We start from the raw sequence: 20807 nt of genomic DNA, 5'->3' as shown, positions 1-20807 counted from the left end.
CTGATCAGAAATCCACAGTCGCCGAAACCTTTAACGTGCGCGGCGTCCCTTGGGTCAGGTACCCGCCATTCGCCGACGCCCAGTAGGCCTTGTTCGCAACGTTCTCCAGATTGGCCCGCAAGGTGATTTCCTTTTCATCAACCTTGAAGGCATACCGCGAACCCACATCAAAACGATTCCATGCTGGAATGCTTTGGGTGTTGGCGGCATTCAAATACTGCCCACCGGTGCGCAACATCCGCGCACTCAACGCTGCACCTTCAATCCCCGGCACGTCCCAATCAGCCCCCAGGTTCAGCTGAAAGCGTGGCACGCCCACGGCACGGTTGCCGTCATTCACACCGTTGGCGCTGCCTTCGATCTCGGTCTTCATCAGGGTAGCGCCGCTGAGCAGGCGCAGGCCATCGAGCGGTTCGCCGTAGACGTTAAGCTCCAGTCCCTTGTTTTGCTGCTGGCCGTCGACCCGGAAAATCCCGTCCTGGGTGTAGCTCGACGGCTGCTCGATGCGATACACACCGAGGCTCGCGCCGTAGCTGTCCATGTCCAGGCGCACACCGGCCTCGATTTGCTTGCTGCGCACCGGAGCGAAGGTTTCGTCACGGTTGATCGCGCTGGTCGGCGGCGTCGGGCCTTTCGCCAGGCCTTCGATGCGGTTGGCGTAGAACGACACATGTTCCCAAGGCTTGATGACCAGACCGTAGACCGGCGTGGTGATCGACTCTTCATAACTTGAAGTGCGCGCGCCAGTGGTGGTGCTCCAGCCGTCGACTTTCAGATCCTGGCGCCGTACGCCGAGGGTCAGCAACACACGATCATCGATAAAGCCCAAGGTGTCCGACACCGCCGCGCTGCGCAGGGTGTTTTTGCCGACGATGCGCGGATCGTGGATGTCGCTGCCGAACGAGGTCGCCGGTGGTCGCGGTTTGTCGGTGACGTTGTAGATGTTGGTGCTGTAGCGCCCGGCGGTGCCGATGGTTTCGAAAGCCGAGCGCTGTTCGCCCCAGATGCCTGCCAGGCCGACGTTCAATTGATGGCTGACCGGACCGGTGTTCATGCGCCCATTAAGGCCGGCCATCAGGCTTTGATTGTCCTCGTCGTGGGGTGGATACAGCATGCCGCCACGCGCATTGCCGTTAAGGTCGGTGAGGGTCAGGGACGAATACACGCCGTTTTCCCGGGTGTGCTTGGCGCCGCCAGCGACGTACGCAGTCCAGTTGTCGCTCAGGTCATATTCGGCGCGGGCCATGCCGAAGGTGTCTTCCAGCTGCGAGTAGCTCCAGCTCTGCGCATAACCGGCGTTGGCGTCCGGCACCTTGGGCACTTTCTTCAGGCTGGAATCGACGTACACCACCGAGCGGCCCTGGTTGATCACTTGTTTCTGATAGCCCAGATCGGTGGAGATGCGCAGCCGATCACCGCGATAGTCCAGGCCCAGGCTGATCAACGAAGAGCGCTGGTCTTCATCATCGACGGCGGTGTCGCCTTCCCGTTGCAGCAGGTTGACCCGCGCACCGAAGCGGTTGTCTTCGCCAAAACGCTGGCCCAAATCCAGATGCCCACCCACCCGGCCATCGGCGCTGTAATCGAGGGTGACGCTGCGGGCCGGGGTATCGTTGGCGCGCTTGGGTTGCAGGTTGACGCCACCGCCGATCCCGCTGCCGCTCGGGGTCACGCCGTTGACGAAAGCGTTCGGGCCTTTGAACAACTCGACCCGTTCCAGCGCTTCGGTGGCGATGATCTGTCGGGGCAACACGCCGTACAGGCCGTTATAAGAAATGTCATCCGAGGCCAGGGGCAAGCCACGAATCATGAACACCTGGGAGAAGTTGCCGAACCCGGCGGACTGACGCACCGACGCATCATTGAGCAGCACATCGCCGACGGTTTGCGCTTGCTGGTCGGCAATGGTCTTGGCGGTGTAACTGGTGACGCTGAAGGGCAGGTCCTTTAGTGCCTGATTACCCAGCATGCCGACCTGCGCAGCTTTGGCGACCTGGCCGCCGTAGGTCTCGGCATTCTCGTCGCGCAAGGCGCTGACACTCGTGGCGCCCAGTTCCAGAGCACCGCCAGTCGCGACGCGAGGTGCGATCGTGTAGCCATTGCCGCCCGTGGCGATCAGCTCGAAACCACTGCCATCAAGCAACTGCGCGAAACCCGATTGCACGCTGTAGGCACCTTGCAAACCGGGACTCTGGCGATCACCCAGTTGCGCCGGATCGAACGACAGCGGCACCCCGACACTCACGGCGAATTGCGCCAACGTGTGGCTGAGCAACCCCGGGCCGATATTGACGTTGCGGCTGGCACTTTCGTTGACCGCGTCGGCGGCCTGACTGGTGAGCGGCGGCAATGCACTGAAGGCGAGGGCGATGCCCAGGCTTAACGCCTTGAGCGGGAAATCGTGCAGGGGTGTTGAAGTCATTCGGCGTTCCTGTCGAGCGCGTGGAATTGAAGAGGTCTATCCACACACCGAACGAAACGCAGAAAGGTATCAGGGGACATTGAAAATAATCTGGGGTCGGTTGTAGCAGCTGTCGAGCCTGCGAGGCTGCGTTCGGCTGCGAAGCAGTCGTCAAACCTGAGCTCACGGTCTTCCTGAGGCACCGCGCCGACTGATATCACGACTGCTTTGCAGTCGAACGCAGCCTCGCCGGGGCTCGACAGCTGCTACAGGTCTGGTGTCAGGCTCTTGGTTCGACGGATAGCCAATAGCGGGTCAGGCTGCTGATTTTCAGCGGCAAGGTATCGCTGAGCAGGCGCAGGCTAGCGTCGGTGTCGCGCAATGAAAACGCCCCGGACACGCGCAACGCCGCGACATCCGCATGACAGCGCAACACACCCGGTCGATAGCGGCTCAACTCACCGAGCAATTCGTCCAGGCGCATATTGTTCGCCAGCAACATGCCCTTGTCCCAGGCCAGGGCGCTGGTGTCGAAACTTTCCATCGAGTCGAAACGGTTGAGCTTGAAACTCTGGCGTTCACCGGCCTTGAGGGTCGTGCTCTGTCGCAGCAACTGCGGCGTGACTTCTACCAGCCCTTCGAGCACCGACACCTGGCTGCGCGAGCCGTTGATCCGCACGCAAAACCGCGTTCCCAAGGCACGGGCGGTGCCTTGCGGGGTTTCGACAATAAAGGGGCGGGCGGCAGGGTCCTTGACGGTGCTGATCAGCACTTCGCCTTGCAACAGCAGGAGTCGACGTTCTTGCAGGTTGAAGGCGATGTCCACCGCGCTTTCAGTGTTGAGCACAATCTGGCTGCCATCGGGCAGTTGCAGGTTCTTTTGTTCGCCCACGGCGGTGCGCTGGTCGGCGGTCCATTTTTGCCACGGCGCCTGTTGCGCGGCGAGGCCCAACGGCCCGGCCATCAGCAACAAGCCCAGGCGCGTGAGGGTCTGGCGCCGGGTGAGGCCGTCCTTGCGCGCGGCCCGTTGCAGGGTCTGGATCGCGAGGTTGGCCGGGACGTTGCGAAAGTCCCCGAGTATCGCCTCGGCCCGCAACCAGGCCTGGGCGTGCTCGGCGCTGCGCGTGCGCCATTGGGCGATGGCCTGGTGATCGGACGGCGTTGCCGTGCCCGAATGCAACTGCACCAGCCAGTCGGCGGCTTCACCGAGAATCTGCGGATTGATCACTGATGAGTTCATCAAGCGACACTCAGGCAAGCAATAAACGCCGCGCGCATGTGCCGTTTGACGGTGATCAGCGACACATTCAAACGAGTCGCAATCTGGCTGTAGGTCAGCCCTTCGATCTGTGACAGAAGGAACGTATCGCGGGTGACGGCCGGCAGCTCACGCAACAACGCTTCAATGCGCGTCAGGGTTTCGAGAATCAGGAATCGGGTTTCGGGCGAGGGCACTTCAGCGGCCGGCAAATGCGCGATGGTCTCCAGATAAGCCCGTTCGAGGTCTTGGCGGCGCCAACGATCAATCACCAGGCCCTTGGCGATGTGCGTCAACAACGCGCGAGGTTCGCTGCCCAGCGGCCGCACGACCTGGCGGGTCAGCAGGCGTAGAAAAGTATCGTGGGCCAGGTCGGCCGCATCGCAACGGTTGCCCAGTTTTCGATGCAACCATCCCTGAAGCCAGTCGTGGTGTTCGCTGTAGAGGTGATGGACTTGCTGATTCAAGGGCTGGTCGGCGGATGACATGGCGGACAGATACTCGATTCGGGCGTCCTGGCCTGAGTGCAATTAAGAATTGATCGCATTCTAGTGGCGCGGACCGAGCTCTGGCAATTGGCTTTTTCAGGTGGCCCTCCAATGGCCTCCTCGACTTCCCGAATATTGGCTATTTGTCGCAGGCGAGGGCGGGCTTAACGTAGCTCCACACCCACTTGTGATGGAGCCCACCATGAAACCTCGTATCGATTTCTACACTGCTTCCCCAGACGCGCTCAAAGCCATGATCGCCCTGGAAACCGCCGTCTCGAAACTGCCGCTGGAAAAGAACCTGATCGAACTGGTCAAGCTGCGCACTTCGCAAATCAACGGCTGCGCGTTCTGCCTCGACATGCACAGTGCCGATGCCCGCAAGGGCGGTGAAGACGAGCGTCGCCTGGCCACCTTGTCGGCGTGGCGCGAAACGCCGTTCTTCACTCCGCGGGAACGTGCGGCGATGGCCTGGACCGAATCCCTGACCCTGATCAGCAAGACTCATGCTTCGGACGAAGACTATGAGTTGGCTGTTTCCGAGTTCAGCCCGAAGGAAATGGTCGACCTGACCGTCGCCATCACCACCATCAACGCCTGGAACCGCCTGGCGATTGGTTTCCGCAAAATGCCTCAAGCCTGATCAGTGAGCGTCTGCTGACGGCGCGGCCGGTGGTTGCACCTTGCGCATCAAGGGCACCATCGCCGTGGCGATGATGAAGCAGACCATGATCATCAAAAACGCGTCGCCGTAGGTTTGTGTCTGGGCTTCGCGGTACGTCAGCAACCACAGCTGATGCAGGCTGGCGGTGACCCCCGCGTCACCGCTTTGGCCGAGGGCGGCGAAGTTATTGCCGACTTGGGACAGCCACTGGTTGAGCGCTTCGTTGGTGCTGTTCAAGTGCTCCGCCAGCCGCGTGAAGTGCAGGTTGGTGCGGTCGTTGAGGATGGTGGCGCACGCCGCAATGCCAATCGCACCGCCGAGGTTACGCATCAGGTTGAACAACCCCGACGCATGTTTGAGCCGCGACGGCGCCAGGCCACCCAAGGTCAGGGTTACCGCAGGCGGCACTGCCAGTTGCTGGGCAATCCCGCGCAAGGCTTGCGGCAGCATCAATTCCCGGGCGCCCCAGTCATGGGTGATCGGGCTGAAATCCCACATCGATAACGCGAACAAGCCGAGGCCGGTCATCATGATCCAGCGCAGATCGACGCGGTTGGCCAGAAAGGCGTACAGCGGAATCGCCATGATCTGGAACACCCCGGTGGAAAAAACCGCCAGGCCAATGTCCAGCGCGCTGTAGCCACGCACCCGGCCGAGAAACAGCGGCGTCAGGTAAATCGTGGCGAACAGGCCGATCCCGGTGACGAATGAAAAGAAGCAACCGAGGGCGAAGTTGCGGTCTTTCAAGGCGCGCAAATCAACGATTGGATTGGCCACGTGCAGCGTTCGTCCGATGAAGGCCAGCCCGGCGAGGCCGCTGATCCACGCGGTGGTCAGGATTGTGCTGTCGCTGAACCAGTTCCAGCGCGGGCCTTCTTCGAGGGTGTATTCCAGGCAGCCGAGAAACAGCGCCATAAACACCATGCTGAGGTAGTCGGCGCCCTTGAGCAGCGAGAGTTCCGGCTGGTCGATCTTCACCAGCATCGGCACCGCCACGGCGACAAAAATCCCCGGCACCAGGTTGATGTAGAACAGCCAGTGCCAGGACGACACGTCAGTGATGAAACCACCGATCACCGGGCCCAACGTCGGCGCCAATGACGCCACCGCACCAATGGTCGCGGCGGCGATCACCCGTTGTTTGCCGGTGAAGAAAAAGAACGCGGTGGTGAACACCAGCGGGATCATCGAGCCGCCGAGAAACCCTTGCAGGGCGCGAAAAGCGATCATGCTCTGGATGTTCCAGGCCACGCCGCAGAGCAGGCTGGCCAGGGTGAAACCGACCGCCGAGGCGCAGAACAGCCAACGGGTCGAGAACACTCGGGACAACCAGCCAGACAACGGAATTACGATGATTTCAGCGATCAGGTAACTGGTCTGCACCCACGCGGTTTCGTCGGTGCCGGCGGAGAGCCCGCCGCCGATGTCGCGCAACGAAGCAGAGACAATCTGGATATCCAGCAGCGCAATGAACATGCCGATGCACATGCTGGCGAAGGCGAAGACTTTGGTTGCCGTCGCCATCGTGGCGGCATTGAACGGTTGCGCGGGGGCGGCGACGGTGCTCATGGTGCGCTGGCCACGGCTGGAGTTTTATCCTCGTCGCGGGTGTCGACTTCAGCGGTCACCGACAGCCCCGGACGCAGATGCCCGAGCACACCATCCGCTGGATCAAGCACGATGCGCACCGGCACGCGCTGGACGATTTTGGTGAAGTTACCCGTGGCATTTTCCGGTGGCAACACGCTGAACTGCGCGCCACTGGCCGGGGCAAGGCTATCAAGATGACCGTGGAAAACCTGGCCCGAGAGCACGTCGGCACGGATGATCACGCGCTGGCCGGAGGTCATCCGCGCCAGTTGGTCTTCCTTGAAGTTGGCATCGACCCACAGACCGCTCGATGGCACCACCGACAACAGTTGCGAACCGGCCTGGGCATAAGCGCCAACCCGCGCGCGACGATTGCCGACCACGCCGTCCACCGGCGCCTTGAGTTCGGTGTAGCCGACGTTCAGTTGCGCCAGATCCCGTTCGGCCTTGGCTTGCATCAGCGCGGCGCGGGCCTGTTGTTTCTGGGTTTCGATCACGTCCAGCTGACGCTGGGAAGCGAGCAATTCTGCCTGGGCCCGGGCGCTGATCGCCTGGGCGGTCTTGAAGGTGGCGTTGGCGCGCTGCGCACTTTCCACCGAGACCGCGTTGCTGCCGACCAGTTTCTTGTAACGCGCATCGTCATCCCGCGAACGGGCGGTTTCGGCGCCCGCCGCATCGATCCCGGCGCGGGCCTGGCCGATCACCGCGTGTTGCAATTGTTCAGTGGCGTTGAGGTTGGCGAGCAGGGCCTCTTCGGCGGCGACCGCGCCTTCAGCCTTGGCCAGGTTGGCGCGGTAGTCGCGCGAATCCAGGCGTACCAGCACATCGCCGGCCTTCACTTTCTGGTTGTCGGTGACCAGCACCTCTTCGATATAACCCGCGACTTTCGGCCCGATCACCGTGACGTCGCCGCCAATGTAGGCATCGTCGGTTTCTTCGAGGAATCGCCCGGCAGTCCACCAATGGGCGCCGTACAACCCGAGGCCGATCAGGGCCGCGATGGCCACGGCCAGCAAAAGCAGACGTTTGAGCACGGGCGGCTTGGTGGTGGTCACCGGGACTGCCAGGTCGGGTTCAGCGGTGGGCATGCTGGTCATGGGGAAATACCTGTGAAGAGCGAGTCGTTATTACGACCGTAATATGACGTATGTAATATTTGGTGGCAATTGATTTTTACTGCCGGTCGTCAGGTGGTCTGTTTAAGCAATGTAAGTCCCGGAAAATTCCATCAGAAGTGAACCCTGTGGGAGCGAGCCTGCTCGCGAAAGCGGTCATTCAGCCTACAAAAATGTTGCCTGACACGCCGCTATCGCGAGCAGGCTCGCTCCCACAGGTGCTGCAGTGTTCAATCCTTAGCTGACTGGCCTTGTGATCTCAGCCCGGCTGATCAACCCCAAACCAGTTCAACGGTGCCGGCTCGGTGTTGAGGTAGATGTGCTTGAGCTCAGTAAACTCATCGAGCCCGGCGCGGGACAGTTCGCGCCCGATCCCGCTGGACTTGAAGCCACCCCACGGCGCCTGGGGAAATGCGGCGTTGTAGTCGTTGATCCACAAGGTGCCGACTCGCAGCCGCTTGGCCATGCGATAGGCTTTGCCCAAATCCTTGGTCCAGACCCCGGCGGCCAGGCCATAGGGCGTGTCGTTGGCCAGTCGCAGCGCCTGGGCTTCGCCGCTGAAACGCTCGACGGTAATCACCGGGCCGAAGATTTCCTCCCGAGCGATGCGCATGCCAGCGTGCACGTTGCCGAGCAAGGTCGGGCGCAGCCAGAAACCGCTGTTGAACTGTTCGGGAACTGTGCCGCCCGCCAACAAAGTCGCGCCTTGTTCGACCGCGCCGGCAATCATCGTCAGGATCAGATCGCGCTGATTGGCGGAAATCAGCGGGCCCATTTGCGTCAACGGATCGAGACCGTCACCGAGTCGAATCTTCAGAATCCGCTGCTGCAACGCCTCGACAAATCGATCATGAATCCCGTCCTCCACCAGCAAGCGAGACCCGGCGGAGCAAATCTGCCCGGCGTTGAAGAACACCGCGTTCAACGCCTGATCCAGCGCCACTTCGAAGTCCGCATCGGCGAACACGATGTTGGGATTCTTGCCGCCCAACTCCAGCGCCACACGCTTGAAGTTGCCACTGGCTGCGCGCATCACCTTGCCGCCGGCCCCGGCACCACCAGTCAGCGACACAAGGTCCACGTCATCACTGGCGGCAAGCAATTCACCGACTTCGCCGGGACCGCAAAGAAGGTTAAACACGCCGCTCGGCAACCCTGCTTCAGCGAGCAATTCGGTCAAGCGGTGAGCGGTCATTGGCGTCAGGCTGCTGGGTTTGAACACCACGGTGTTGCCGGCGGCAAGGGCCGGGGCGATCTTCCACACCGCTTGCAGCAGCGGATAATTCCACGGCGCGATCAACGCGCAAACACCCACCGGTTCACGCTGGTTGAAGCTGATGACATGCGTCGGCGCGTGGCTGTTGACGCTGGCGCTTTCGGTTTCCAGCAGGGCGGCGTAGAAGCGAAACGTGGCGACCACATTGCCGACGTCACCGAGGCTTTCGCCCAGGGTTTTGCCGGCGTTCAAAGTCTCCAGACGCGCCAGATGCTCGGCATCCTTTTCGATTAGCCCGGCGATCCGCTGCATCAGTTCCGCGCGCTCGGTGACCGGCATCGTCGGCCAAGGTCCCTCATCAAAAGCCTGGCGTGCAGCGCTGATCGCCAACCGCGCATCGACCGCTCCGGCCACGGCCACCTGCGCCAGCACGTCCTCGTTCGCGGGGTTGATCACATCGCGATATCGCGCCTGCTGCGGCGCCTGCCAAACACCTGCAATGAACAACGGAATCTGCACCATCGATGTCTCCAGCCAAGTGGGTCGTGACGCTCACTATGGCGGGGGCAGCAACGGTGCTCTTGATCAAACACGGCATAACCATGCCGTTTTCCCACGGTGGCCACGCCGCGAAATAACGGCAGCCCATGTCGTTTCCCATCAAGTGCCGCAGCGGCGTCTATCTACACTGCCGGAAAGCCGACCGATCACGCTGAGGGCACACGATGAATCCACCTGTCGAGCAACTGAGAATCCGCCTGGCCTGCGCCTTTCGCTGGGCGGCGCGGCTGAACCTGCACGAGTCCATCGCCAATCACTTCAGCGTCGCGGTGTCGGGGGACGGCCGGGAGTTTTTGATCAACCCGTACGGCAAGCATTTCTCGCGGATCAAGGCCTGTGACTTGCTGCTGGTCAACGCCGACGACCCGGCCAGCCTCGACCGCCCGGACGCGCCGGACATCACTGCGTGGGCCTTGCACAGTGCGATCCACCGCAACCAGCCCCACGCCCGTTGCATCCTGCACACCCACTCCAAATACGCGACGGCGCTGGCGTGCCTGACGGATTCGCGGCTGCCACCAATTGAGCAAAACTCGATGCGGTTTTTCGAGCGTGTAGCGATAGACGAAGGTTTCGACGGCATGGGCTTGGGCGAGGAGGCGGAGCGGGTCAGTCACTTGCTCGGCGACAAACCGATCATGTTGATGGGCAACCACGGCTTGCTGGTAGCGGCGCCGAGCATCGCCCAGGCCTTCGATGATTTGTACTACTTCGAACGCGCCTGCGAGATCTACATCACCGCGCTCTCCACCGGCCGCGAGTTGCGCATCGCCAGCGACGAAATCGCACGCAAGACCTGCCGGCAATGGCTGGATTACCCAGGTTTTGCCGACAAGCATTTCAACGCATTGATGGAGATTCTGGATGAGGAAGAGCCTGACTATCGGTTAATCAGGCCGTGACACGATCTGTAGCAGCTGCCGATGCTTACGTTCGGCTTGTAGCAGCTGCCGAGGTACGAGGCTGCGTTCGGCTGCGAAGCAGTCGTAAAACCAGGGCACGCGGTTTTACTGATACACCGCATCGCTCGACTTCACGACTGCTTCGCAGCCGAACGCAGCCTCGTACCTCGGCAGCTGCTACAAAACCGGACGCAGCCTCGTACCTCGGCAGCTGCTACAAAACCGGACGCAGCCTCGTACCTCGGCAGCTGCTACAAAACCGAACGAGCTGCTATGACAGTGGGGGGATCGGCTGTGAATCAGTCCGCCTCGGCGGGGCGCCGTTCCTTGCTCAAGGGCTGGCGCATCACCGGGGCGGTAAAGAGCTGGCTGCGATCTTCGCTGGGCGGGCAGCCGAAGCGGGCGCGGTAGGTGCGGGAGAAATGCTCCAGCGAACCGAAGCCTGAGCACGCCGCCACCTGGGCCACGCTCAGTCGTGTTTGTTGCAGCAAACTGTGGGCCTTGGCCAGGCGCAAGGTGATGTAGTACTTGAGCGGCGACAGGCCGGTTTGATGCTTGAACTGCCGCTCCAGCTGCCGCCGCGACAGCCCGACCTGACTGGCAATCGCTTCGCAATCCAGCGGTTCTTCCAAGGCTTTTTCCATCAACTGCACCGCCCGGCGAATCTTGCTGCCGTACATCCCGGTGTTGGTCAGGCCGCCGTCGAGTTGATTGTCGGCCGGCGCGCGCACATGCCCCATCAACAAATGCATGGCGATTTCCCGGGACAGGTCGCTGTCGACGCTTTGAGCGATCCAGCCGAGCAACATGTCCAGAGTCGTGGTGGCGCCGGCGCACGTCATGCGCTGGCGTTCCAGGGTGTAGAGCTGCGGCTTGGCGTGGACCCGCGGATAACTTTCCTGAAACCCTTGCAGATTGTCCCAGTGCACCGCCGCCTCATAGCCGTCCAGCACGCCGGCAGCGGCGAGCAATTCGGTGCCGGTTTCCACGCCCATCAGCACCGCGCCGAACAATGCCTGTTTGCGCAGCCAACTCTTGAGCGCCAGGTTGCGGCTGTGTTTGTGCACATCGAAACTGGCGATCACCAGGCACACATCAAAACCCTGATCAGCGCGCAGACCGTCGCTGGCCACGCTGGTCAGGCCATTGCTGGCCTGCACCGGTTCGCCGTCCAGGGACAACAGTGACCATTCGAATATCTGGCGCTGGGTCAGCCAATTGGCAATCGCCAACGGCTCCAGCACCGCCGCCAGGCCAAAGTTGGAAAACGACGGCAGCAACAACACCGCGACCCGCAACGGCGCGACATCGCCGCGCCGCCAGGTGAAGCGGCTTTCAGTGCTATTGGACGACTGATCAGTCATGAGCGATCTCTATCGTTGTCGAGTCTGCCACTGCGGATGAATCCAGACCGGTACATCAACCGTTGCCAGCGCTGGTAGGCCACGGATCAGGTCGCTGGCCTTTTCCGCGATCATCACCGTCGGCGCGTTGGTGTTGCCGCTGACGATCACCGGCATGATCGAGGCATCTACCACTCGCAATCCTTCGAGGCCGTGTACGCGCAATTGCGGATCGACCACCGCTTGCGGATCGCCCACCGGGCCCATCTTGCACGTGCCGCTGGCATGGTAGCCGGTTTCCGTGACCTGCCTGGCCCAGGCGTCCAGCGCTTCGTCGCTCTGGGCCTGCGGGCCGGGCACCAACTCTTCACCTTTGAACGCGGCCATGGCCGGTTGCTCGATGATTTCGCGCACCAGGCGTGCGCCGGCGCGCATGTCGGCTCGATCCTGCTCGGTTTTGAGGTAATTGAACAGGATGCGCGGCGGTTGTCGAGGGTCGGCGCTGTTGAGGGTGACGCTGCCCAGGCTGGTGGGACGCATCAGGTCAATGTGGATCTGGAACGCGTGGCCCGGCACCAGATCGACACTACCCGGTTGCACCGCCAGCGGCATGAAGGTCAGTTGCAGGTCGGGATGTTCGACCCCGGCGCGCGAGCGGATGAACGCGCCGGCCTCGAAATGATTGCTCGCCGCGAGTCCGTCATGGGTGACGAACCAGCGAGCGCCGATCCACCACTTGCCCGGCGCGGTGGTCCACGGATACAGCGACACCGGTTTTTTGCACAGGTATTGCACGACCGTGTCCGGGTGATCGTTGAGCCGTTTGCCGACGCCGGGCAGGTCGTGGACCACGCGAATGCCGAGGTCGCGCAATTCCGCCGCCGGACCAATACCCGACAGCAACAACAGCTGCGGCGAATTGATCGCTCCGGCGGTGAGCAACACCTCGCGGCGGGCGAACGCTTGATGGGTCTCGCCGTTCTGCTCGTACTCGATCCCGATAGCGCGTTGGCCATCGAACAGAATGCGCAGCGCCAAGGCGTCCGTAGATACTTGAACGTTTCCGCGCGCCAAGGCTTCGCTCAGATAACCCCGCGAAGTGCTCCAGCGCCGTCCGTTGCGAGTGGTGCGATCCACCGGCCCGAACGCTTCCTGGCGATAGCCATTCAAATCGCTGCTCAAGCCGTACCCGGCTTCGGCGCCCGCCGCCAGAAACGCCGCGCACAATGTTGTTTGTGTATCGCCAGGGGTGACGTGCAAATGCCCGCTCGCTCCCCGGTAATCATCGGCGCCGTCGGCATGGGTTTGCGCCCGTTTGAAGTACGGCAGCACTTCCTGGTAACTCCAGCCGTCGCAACCTTGTTCGGCCCAGCCGTCGTAATCCCGGGCATGGCCACGGACGTAGACCATGCCGTTGATCGACGACGAACCGCCCAGGGTCCGGCCTCGCGGTGTGCCGATCCGGCGACCGTCCAGATACGGTTCCGGCTCGGAGCTGTAGCTCCAGTTGTAGCGCGTGCCGCCGACCACGATGCCGACGGCGGAGGGCATGTCGATGGTCCAGCTCTTGTCCGCCGGCCCGGCTTCCAGCACCAGAATCCGCACGTTGGAATCCTCGCTCAAGCGATTGGCCAACACGCAACCCGCCGAGCCTGCGCCCACGATCAGGTAATCAAACTCATGATTGGCCATGGTTTGTTGTGCTCCATTAACGAAAATTCTCGACACTAAGCCCTGTGGGAGCGGGCTTGCTCGCGAAAGCGGTGTGTCAGCCGACAGTTGTGTTGCCTGACACACCGCCTTCGCGAGCAAGCCCGCTCCCACATGGACTGTGTTTGGTTCAGATTGCACCGGACCCATGAATCCCGCTAAACACCAGCTTGTGAAAGTGATGCACCAAATGCTCACTCTCATTACTGCGCTGGGCGTCGATCATGTAGCGACCCTGGTCGTAACCCAGCGAGTGCAGGCCTTTCTGCACCGAGATGTTCAGCGCAATGTCCTCCGGCCCCAGGTCCTCATTCATCCACTTCATGCACGACGCGCTGACCGCCGCCGTTTCGCCATTGTTGGAGTAGTAACCAAAGCGCAGCAAAGACCGCTCGGCGTCCAGCGGGATCATGATGAAAGAGCCCAGAAACTCCGAAAACGGAAAGGTGTAGAACGTGTTGTTCGGCCACATGCCGATGTTGAAGAAGCATTCATCCGGGTTCACTTCGGGCTTCAACGGCACGCCGTAAGCTTCGGTCACCGAGAGGTTGGCCGGGGCGATGTAGGTCCACCAGTTGTCGCGTTTGGTCAACTGGTAGCCCTTGAAGTCGATCAACTTGGCCAGGTCGATATGGCACGGCCCGGACAACTTGAAGTGATAACCCTCAATGGAGTTGTCCATGATCACCTTCCAGTTGGCCGGCACGATCACGTCCTGTTCCTCGATCAGGCGCATGTTCGCCAGGTTCGGAAATACCCGACGCATTTCCTCATCGGCACCGGGAAACAAATCGCGCAACGACGGCGCTGCCGGATCCAGATTGAAGTAGATAAACCCGCCCAACTCTTCGGTGCGCACCTGCGGAATATTGAACTGCTGCAACTCGAAGTTCTTCATCTTCTCGCAACGCGGCGCACCGCGCAGGGTGCCGTCCATTTCGTAGCACCACGAGTGATAAGCACAACGCACCACGCCGCCCGTTGTGCCGCGCCGTTCTTCCAGCAGCCGATTGCCGCGATGCTGGCAAACGTTGTGGAACCCATGAATCTGGCCCTGCCGATTTCTCGCCACCACCACACTCTGATCAAACAGATCCGTCACCACATACTGACCTGGCTCGGCGAACTCACTGACATGCCCGGCCACGTGCCAGGCGTGCATGAAAATATTGTCGCGCTCAGCCTTGAACAACGTCTCGTCGAAGAAATAACGAGAGGGCAGGGTGAAGGCTTCTTCCGGTTCCTGATGATCCCAACCCTCGACGGGGCTTTGCTGTTTGCGGGTCTGGAAATTTTGCATGGGGTGATCTCCACAGGGACTGGCCGTACGGCACGGCTGCTTGTTCTGGGAGTTAATCTAGGGCGCGGGGCAGGGTGGGGATTGATGGATTGCGACGAGTTGGGTGGGGGAATGATCAAGGGTGGAGGAACGGTGCGCCGCGATGAGGAACAAAGCGTCGCCCCTTCAAGAAAGTCGACTGAAACCCATAATGGCACATTAAGTAACTCGCGGAGCGTGGCGCAAAATCGCCAGAATGGCGTGTTGCAGCGGCACTTCCCAGATTCACCCTTGATTCAGATTTAATCTATCCAACAAGGTCATATGGAAATGAAGATATTGTTCGTCGCTTTACCAGGATTTTTATTATTAGCTCAAACATCACTGTCCTTTGCTGACACCCTCAACGGGAAAAATCTCTATTTGCAGAGATGTTCCGTGTGCCACGGAGCCGATATCAAAGGAACCGGGCCGTTGGCTGATAAAAGCAATCCACCAACACCTGATCTTACGACCCCCGCATTCAAGAAACGGCTAACTGACTATCCGGGCGTCATTGTGTCATCGGTAATACTCCGCCCAAATGGAAACCTGATTCCAAAAACATTGCGAGAGAATGGGGTAAAGATACCGCCGCACGCTTGGAGCGTTGATGACCTGCGCGATCTACATCAATACATGAGTGGTGTGATTTCGAAAAAATGATGACCTCAGATGAGGGGCGGGCACTGAAATCCTCTTTGAAAACCTACGTTCATCAGGCTACTGAGGAATGATTTGCCGGGCTTAATAGGAAGCATTACTATTCACGCCTCCTCCCCACAGCACACCGCAATGACCCCCAAGCTGCCCCGCACCCACGGCTTTTTCGAGCATTACGAAGAGTTGATCGGCACCTGGACCCGTCGCCTGAGAAATCGTCAGCAGGCCGAGGACTTGGCCCATGACACTTTCGTGCGGGTGCTTGAGTCGGATTCGGCGGCGGTGGAGCAGCCTCGGGCGTATTTGCACCAGACCGCGCGCAACATTGCGGTGGATGGCTATCGGCGTGAGGATCGGCGGGGCGCCATGGAGTCCGAGGCGATTGATCACAGTGTGTCGTCGTCCGGCGACCCGGAGCATTTCATGCATGCGATCCAGTTGGCCGACTCCATTGAACGGGCGCTCACCGAGCTGCCGATCAACTGCCGCAAGGTGTTTGTCTGGCAGAAGATCGAAGGCCTGACCCAGGCAGAAATTGCCGAGCGGTTGGGGCTGTCCAAGAACATGGTGGAAAAGTATATGATCCGCACCCTGCGGCACTTGCGTGATCGTCTCGACGGATTGCAGCCATGATCGGCCGCGCCTTTTCATCCCCGGCCAAACAGGAATTTCCATGATGGATACTCGTGATTGCGCGTGCGGGCAAACAGCGGTTCGCGACGAGGCGGCACGGTGGTTTGTGCGTTTGCAGGAGCCGGCCGTGGACGTCGAAGAACATCGGCGTTTCGAAGTCTGGCTGCATGAACATCCGCAGCACCGCGACGAATTTCAATTGCTCCAGGGCTTGTGGACGGCGGCGGATCTGCTGCCCGCCAAGCGTCTGCAAGCCTTGTGCGAAGCCCCGGTGGAGCGCCGCAAGCGACGTCCGCTGGTGCGTTATGCCGTGGCCGCCAGTGTGTTGGCGGTGGCGCTGGGCCTTGGCTTGTTCAGCGGTTTGAATCACCCGTCGACCTACACTGCAGAATTTTCCACGGCCCTGGGCGAGCGCCAGCATGTGGCGTTGCCGGACGGTTCGGTGATCGACCTCAACAGTCGCAGCCGGGTGCAGGTGCGCTTTGAAAAGAATCGTCGCGGCATCGAGCTGACGGAAGGCGAGGCGATGTTCAGCGTCGAGCACGACACCAGCCGGCCATTCGTGGTCGAGACCGGCAACGGCCAGGTCACGGTCACCGGTACCCGCTTCGATGTGCGCCGGGACCCGGCCCAAACCAGGGTCGCGGTGGAGCAGGGCACGGTCAAGGTTCAGGGCTACGGCACCGATTTCATCAACCTCACCGCTGGCCTCGGTACGCAGATCGATGCCCAAGGCAAAGTGGCCGCCGCCTACGCGGTCAACCCGCAGGAACTGACCGCGTGGCGCAGCGGCAAACTGGTGTTCAACAACGCCAGCCTCGCCGAAGTCGCCGCCGAAGTGTCGCGCTATCGCGAGAAGCCGCTCACGGTCGGCAATGACAAAGTGGGCAATCTGCGCCTGACCAGCGTGTTCAAATCCGACAACACCGATGCGCTGCTCAAGGCCTTGCCGAGCATTCTTCCGGTGGCCGTGCGCACGCTTCCTGATGGCAGTCAGGAAATAATTGCGCGATAGATTCAGGTTTTTTTCGAGTTCTTCGTCTTCTTGTCCAACTGCAACTGGTTTGCATTAACAGCCGCGTATTCTTGCGATCCACAGGACAACGTTCGACGTGAAAAAAACCACCGCTAAAAACAACAAATCACCTTGGCTGCCGCTCGCGCTGGCATTGGCTGTCAGCGCAGCGCTGCCTCAGGCGTTCGCCGCCGATACCATTCACATCCAGGCGCAGCCGCTGGGCCAGGCCTTGAGCCAGCTCGGTCAGCAAACCTCGTTGCAGGTTTTTTTCAGTCCGGATCTGGTCGCCGGCAAACAAGCCCCGGCGGTGGACGGCAACCTGTCCCCGGAGCAGGCCTTGCGCCAATTGTTGCAAGGCAGTGGCCTGGAATATCAGATCGATGAAGGCTCGGTGACCCTGACACCGGCGCCGACCGCCGCGTCCAACGGCCCGCTGGAACTGGGCGTGACCGATATCAAGGTGGTTGGCGACTGGCTCGGTGACGCCGATGCCGCCGTGGTGCAGAACCACCCTGGCGCGCGCACGGTGATCCGCCGCGAAGCGATGATCGAGCAAGGCGCGATGAACGTCGGCGACGTGCTGCGTCGTGTCCCCGGCGTGCAAGTGCAGGATGCCAACGGCACCGGCGGCAGCGACATCGCCCTGAACGTCGGTGTCCGTGGCTTGACCTCGCGCCTGTCGCCGCGCTCCACGGTGTTGATCGACGGCGTACCGGCTGCGTTCGCCCCTTACGGCCAACCGCAACTGTCGATGGCACCGATTTCCTCGGGCAACCTCGACAGCATCGACGTGGTGCGTGGCGCCGGCTCCGTGCGTTATGGGCCACAGAACGTCGGCGGGGTGATCAACTTCGTCACCCGCGCCATTCCGGAAAAAGCCACCGGTGAAATCGGCACCACCCTGGAAACTTCCCAGCACGGTGGCTGGAAGCATATCGACACCGCGTTTGTCGGCGGCACGGCGGACAACGGCATGGGCGTCGCGCTGTTGTACACCGGGGTGAACGGCAACGGTTACCGCGAAAGCAACAACGGCAATGACATCGACGACGTGATCCTCAAGACTCACTGGGCGCCCACCGATGTTGACGACTTCAGTCTGAATTTCCACTACTACGACGCCAGTGCCGACATGCCCGGCGGCCTGACCCAGAAGCAGTATGACGCCAGTCCATTTCAGTCCGTGCGCGACTACGACAACTTCACTGGCCGCCGTAAAGACGTGTCTTTCAAGTGGGCGCGGCAGATCGACGATCGCACCCAGGCCGAAGTGCTGACTTATTACACCGACAGTTTCCGTGGCAGCAACATCGCCGCCCGCGACCAGAAAACCCTCAGCTCTTATCCGCGTTCCTATTACACCCTGGGCGTCGAGCCGCGGGTGTCCCATGTGTTTGATGTCGGCCCGACCACCCAGGAAGTCAGCGTCGGTTATCGCTACCTCAAGGAAGCGATGCACGAGCAGTCGAGCCGCGTGGCATTGGTGAACAACCAACCGGTGATCACCCCGACATCCGATGGTCATGTGTTCCAGGATCGCACCGGTGGCACCGAGGCGAACTCGGTGTACCTCGATAACAAAATCGACGTCGGCAACTGGACCATTACCCCGGGGATTCGCTTCGAGCACATCAGCACTGACTGGCACGACCGCGCCGTTCTCGACACCGCTGGCAAACGCGTTCCAGAGAAAAACCGCAGCATCGAAAGCAACGAGCCGTTGCCGGCGCTGAGCGTGATGTATCACTTGTCCGACGCCTGGAAGCTGTTTGCCAACTACGAAACTTCGTTCGGCAGCTTGCAATATTTCCAGCTCGGCCAGGGCGGTTCGGGTGACAGCACCGCCAACGGTTTGAGCCCGGAAAAGGCCAAGACCTACGAGGTCGGCACGCGCTACAACGATGACGTGTGGGGCGGGGAAGTGACGCTGTTCTACATCGACTTCGATGACGAACTGCAATACATCAGCAACGACGTGGGCTGGACTAACCTTGGCGCGACCAAGCACCAGGGCCTGGAAGCGTCGGTGCATTACGACATGTCGGCGCTCGATCCACGGCTCGACGGCCTGACCGCCAACGCCGGTTTCACCTATACCCGCGCCACCTATGAGGGCGAGATCCCGGGCTTCAAGGGCCGTGACCTGCCGTTCTATTCTCGTCAGGTGGCGACTGTTGGCCTGCGTTATGACGTCAATCGCTGGACCTACAACATCGACGGTTTCGCCCAGTCCAAGCAGCGCTCGCCGGGCACCGGGGTGAACGCTGACGGCAGCTTCACCGGCAACTACATCACCGAAGGCAGCGCTGACGGGCAGTACGGCAACATGCCGGGCTACGTGACCTGGAACGTGCGCGGCGGTTATGACTTCGGTTCACAACTGTCGAACCTGAAACTCGGCGCCGGGGTGAAAAACGTGTTCGACCACCAATATTTCACCCGCTCCAGCGACAACAACTCCGGCATCTACGTCGGCGCACCGCGCACATTCTTTGTGCAGGCCAGCGTCGGGTTCTGATAGACCGGGGTGACATCATTCGCGAGCAGGCTCGCTCCCACATTCGGATCTCTGCCGTACACAAATCCTGTGTTCACTGGAGATCCCCTTGTGGGAGCGAGCTTGCTCGCGAAGAGGGCTTCACAGCCGATAAAGCTGTTGCCTGACCCACCGCTTTCGCGAGCAAGCCCGCTCCCACATTGGATCTCAGTCATACACAAACTCTGTGTTCACTGGAGATCCCCTTGTGGGAGCAAGCCTGCTCGCGAAGCTGTTCAGACTTTCAACACTTTCCCGCCAATGGCCACGGCCACCAGCAACACCGCCATCAACCCGAATGCAAAACTCAAGCTGCTGGCATGGGCGACGAACCCGATCAGTGCAGGCCCGGCGAGGATCCCTGCGTAACCGAGGGTGGTGATGGCCGGCACGGCGATACTTTCCGGCATGACAGTCTGTTTGCCCACGGCGGTGTACAGCACCGGCACGATGTTCGAGCAACCGGCCCCGACCAGCGCATAACCCACCAGCGCCAATTCCCAGCTAGGGGCGAAGGTCGCCAGCGTCAGGCCGACTGCGCCCGTCAGCCCACCAAACACCATCACTTTCGTCGCGCCCAGGCGCCGCACAATGGCATCCCCGGTCAAACGCCCGGCGGTCATGGTCAGCGCAAACGCCGCATAACCCATCCCCGCATAGGCCGTGTCGATCCCACGCTCGGACACCAGGAACACCGCGCTCCAGTCGAGCGCCGCGCCTTCGGTGAGGAACACGATGAAGCACATCATGCCGATAAACAGCACGATGCCATGGGGCACGGCAAACGCTGGCCCGGACTTTTCACTGCCGTAAGGCAACAGATGCGGCACGGCTTTCAGCAACGCAGCGACCAGCACCACCACGACCACCAGCATCGCGCCGAGCGGAGAAACCCCCAGGCCGAGCAGGGCGCTGACACCCGCCGCACCGACGATCCCGCCCAGGCTGAACAAGCCATGGAAGCCCGACATCATGGTCTTGCCGCTGGCCCGTTCGACGATCACCGCTTGCAAGTTCACCGTCGAGTCCACCGTGCCCAGCCCCGCGCCAAACATGAACAGCGTCGCGATCAACGCTGGAATCGACGAGACCGTCGCCAACAACGGCAGCGCCGCGCAGATCAACAACACCCCGGCGCTCACCACGCGACGACAGCCAAAACGCGTGGCCAGGAGCCCCGCAATCGGCATCGCCAGAATCGAGCCGACCCCCAGGCACAACAGCAGCAAACCGAGGGTCCCTTCATCCAGCCCGGCTCGCGCCTTGGCGTACGGCACCAGCGGCGCCCAAGCAGCGATACCGAGGCCGGCGATAAAAAAGGCGATGCGAGTGGACATCTGTTCCAGGCGGCCGGGAACAAAAGTGGCGGAGGTGTTGAGGTTGGTCATATC

Annotated in this window: 16 protein-coding genes; 6 read left to right on the top strand and 10 right to left on the bottom strand. The window is 61.1% G+C overall.

All coding sequences use genetic code 11. The annotated features are described in order from the left end of the window. Positions 1-4 precede the first annotated feature (4 nt). The 3 genes from LOY68_RS21765 to LOY68_RS21755 all read right to left on the bottom strand — a co-directional run bounded on the left by LOY68_RS21765 (position 5) and on the right by LOY68_RS21755 (position 4147). Entirely contained in the window at positions 5-2422 is a 2418-nt protein-coding gene (locus LOY68_RS21765) for a TonB-dependent receptor (protein WP_265039830.1), read from the bottom strand. Positions 2423-2681: 259 nt separating this feature from the next. Continuing rightward, a complete protein-coding gene (locus tag LOY68_RS21760; RefSeq protein ID WP_265039829.1) occupies positions 2682-3641 on the bottom strand; it encodes a FecR domain-containing protein in 960 nt (319 codons plus the stop codon). Beyond that, the gene (locus LOY68_RS21755; protein ID WP_265039827.1) at positions 3641-4147 is read right to left on the bottom strand and encodes a sigma-70 family RNA polymerase sigma factor; all 507 of its coding nucleotides are present in this window, start codon (positions 4145-4147) and stop codon (positions 3641-3643) included. Before LOY68_RS21755 ends, LOY68_RS21760 begins: the two co-directional genes overlap by 1 nt. A gap of 202 nt (positions 4148-4349) precedes the next feature. Here LOY68_RS21755 and LOY68_RS21750 point away from each other — a divergent pair, with 202 nt between their 5' ends. Next, a complete protein-coding gene (locus LOY68_RS21750; RefSeq protein ID WP_163913477.1) occupies positions 4350-4790 on the top strand; it encodes a carboxymuconolactone decarboxylase family protein in 441 nt (146 codons plus the stop codon). On the opposite strand, the gene LOY68_RS21745 is transcribed toward LOY68_RS21750, so the two are convergent. From LOY68_RS21745 to LOY68_RS21730, 3 genes are all read right to left on the bottom strand, one after another. Next, on the bottom strand, positions 4791-6380 hold the full coding sequence (locus LOY68_RS21745) for a DHA2 family efflux MFS transporter permease subunit (RefSeq protein ID WP_054617337.1): 1590 nt from the start codon (positions 6378-6380) through the stop codon (positions 4791-4793). Next, positions 6377-7498 (bottom strand): HlyD family secretion protein, encoded by a 1122-nt coding sequence (locus LOY68_RS21740; RefSeq protein ID WP_265039824.1) that lies wholly within the window; start codon positions 7496-7498, stop codon positions 6377-6379. The genes LOY68_RS21745 and LOY68_RS21740 overlap by 4 nt, the downstream gene beginning before the upstream one ends. A 277-nt stretch (positions 7499-7775) precedes the next feature. After that, positions 7776-9254, bottom strand: coding sequence for an aldehyde dehydrogenase family protein (locus tag LOY68_RS21730; protein WP_265039822.1), 1479 nt, complete (start codon positions 9252-9254; stop codon positions 7776-7778). Between the two features lie 203 nt (positions 9255-9457). On the opposite strand from LOY68_RS21730, the gene LOY68_RS21725 reads away from it, so the two are divergent. Continuing rightward, positions 9458-10195, top strand: coding sequence for a class II aldolase and adducin N-terminal domain-containing protein (locus LOY68_RS21725; protein WP_265039820.1), 738 nt, complete (start codon positions 9458-9460; stop codon positions 10193-10195). 299 nt (positions 10196-10494) lie between these two features. Here the strand turns inward: LOY68_RS21725 and LOY68_RS21720 are convergent, their stop codons facing one another. The 3 genes from LOY68_RS21720 to LOY68_RS21710 form a co-directional block, all read right to left on the bottom strand. Further along, a complete protein-coding gene (locus LOY68_RS21720) occupies positions 10495-11559 on the bottom strand; it encodes a GlxA family transcriptional regulator (RefSeq protein WP_265039818.1) in 1065 nt (354 codons plus the stop codon). A 9-nt stretch (positions 11560-11568) separates the two neighbouring features. Further along, positions 11569-13230: a choline dehydrogenase gene (locus LOY68_RS21715; protein ID WP_265039816.1), complete on the bottom strand. Its 1662-nt coding sequence runs from the start codon at positions 13228-13230 to the stop codon at positions 11569-11571. 148 nt (positions 13231-13378) lie between these two features. Beyond that, positions 13379-14548, bottom strand: coding sequence for an aromatic ring-hydroxylating oxygenase subunit alpha (locus LOY68_RS21710; RefSeq protein ID WP_265039815.1), 1170 nt, complete (start codon positions 14546-14548; stop codon positions 13379-13381). A gap of 309 nt (positions 14549-14857) precedes the next feature. Between LOY68_RS21710 and LOY68_RS21705 the strand changes: the two genes are divergently transcribed. From LOY68_RS21705 to LOY68_RS21690, 4 genes are all read left to right on the top strand, one after another. Beyond that, positions 14858-15232, top strand: a complete 375-nt coding sequence (locus LOY68_RS21705; protein WP_265039813.1) for a c-type cytochrome — start codon at positions 14858-14860, stop codon at positions 15230-15232. A 129-nt stretch (positions 15233-15361) separates the two neighbouring features. Next, the gene (locus LOY68_RS21700) at positions 15362-15862 is read left to right on the top strand and encodes a sigma-70 family RNA polymerase sigma factor (protein ID WP_054617329.1); all 501 of its coding nucleotides are present in this window, start codon (positions 15362-15364) and stop codon (positions 15860-15862) included. A gap of 40 nt (positions 15863-15902) precedes the next feature. After that, positions 15903-16877, top strand: coding sequence for a FecR family protein (locus LOY68_RS21695; protein WP_265039810.1), 975 nt, complete (start codon positions 15903-15905; stop codon positions 16875-16877). A 97-nt stretch (positions 16878-16974) separates the two neighbouring features. Beyond that, complete coding sequence (locus LOY68_RS21690) at positions 16975-19398, top strand: TonB-dependent siderophore receptor (RefSeq protein ID WP_265039808.1); 2424 nt, start codon at positions 16975-16977, stop codon at positions 19396-19398. Between the two features lie 254 nt (positions 19399-19652). On the opposite strand, the gene LOY68_RS21685 is transcribed toward LOY68_RS21690, so the two are convergent. Next, complete coding sequence (locus LOY68_RS21685; RefSeq protein ID WP_265039807.1) at positions 19653-20804, bottom strand: MFS transporter; 1152 nt, start codon at positions 20802-20804, stop codon at positions 19653-19655. Positions 20805-20807: the final 3 nt, after the last annotated feature.

The organism is Pseudomonas sp. B21-053 (genome assembly GCF_026016365.1).
GTDB lineage: Bacteria > Pseudomonadota > Gammaproteobacteria > Pseudomonadales > Pseudomonadaceae > Aquipseudomonas > Aquipseudomonas nunensis.
Note: the sequence above shows the minus strand (reverse complement) of the source record. Positions and strands in the feature narration are given on the sequence as shown.

Excerpts from the sequence above, each read along its gene's own strand:
- LOY68_RS21715 (WP_265039816.1), bottom strand. The coding sequence starts at position 13,230 with ATGGCCAATCATGAGTTTGATTACCTGATCGTGGGCGCAGGCTCGGCG.
- LOY68_RS21765 (WP_265039830.1), bottom strand. The coding sequence starts at position 2,422 with ATGACTTCAACACCCCTGCACGATTTCCCGCTCAAGGCGTTAAGCCTG.
- LOY68_RS21710 (WP_265039815.1), bottom strand. The coding sequence starts at position 14,548 with ATGCAAAATTTCCAGACCCGCAAACAGCAAAGCCCCGTCGAGGGTTGG.
- LOY68_RS21740 (WP_265039824.1), bottom strand. The coding sequence starts at position 7,498 with ATGACCAGCATGCCCACCGCTGAACCCGACCTGGCAGTCCCGGTGACC.
- LOY68_RS21725 (WP_265039820.1), top strand. The coding sequence starts at position 9,458 with ATGAATCCACCTGTCGAGCAACTGAGAATCCGCCTGGCCTGCGCCTTT.
- LOY68_RS21700 (WP_054617329.1), top strand. The coding sequence starts at position 15,362 with ATGACCCCCAAGCTGCCCCGCACCCACGGCTTTTTCGAGCATTACGAA.
- LOY68_RS21705 (WP_265039813.1), top strand. The coding sequence starts at position 14,858 with ATGAAGATATTGTTCGTCGCTTTACCAGGATTTTTATTATTAGCTCAA.
- LOY68_RS21685 (WP_265039807.1), bottom strand. The coding sequence starts at position 20,804 with ATGACCAACCTCAACACCTCCGCCACTTTTGTTCCCGGCCGCCTGGAA.
- LOY68_RS21750 (WP_163913477.1), top strand. The coding sequence starts at position 4,350 with ATGAAACCTCGTATCGATTTCTACACTGCTTCCCCAGACGCGCTCAAA.
- LOY68_RS21755 (WP_265039827.1), bottom strand. The coding sequence starts at position 4,147 with ATGTCATCCGCCGACCAGCCCTTGAATCAGCAAGTCCATCACCTCTAC.
- LOY68_RS21760 (WP_265039829.1), bottom strand. The coding sequence starts at position 3,641 with ATGAACTCATCAGTGATCAATCCGCAGATTCTCGGTGAAGCCGCCGAC.
- LOY68_RS21720 (WP_265039818.1), bottom strand. The coding sequence starts at position 11,559 with ATGACTGATCAGTCGTCCAATAGCACTGAAAGCCGCTTCACCTGGCGG.
- LOY68_RS21745 (WP_054617337.1), bottom strand. The coding sequence starts at position 6,380 with ATGAGCACCGTCGCCGCCCCCGCGCAACCGTTCAATGCCGCCACGATG.
- LOY68_RS21695 (WP_265039810.1), top strand. The coding sequence starts at position 15,903 with ATGATGGATACTCGTGATTGCGCGTGCGGGCAAACAGCGGTTCGCGAC.
- LOY68_RS21730 (WP_265039822.1), bottom strand. The coding sequence starts at position 9,254 with ATGGTGCAGATTCCGTTGTTCATTGCAGGTGTTTGGCAGGCGCCGCAG.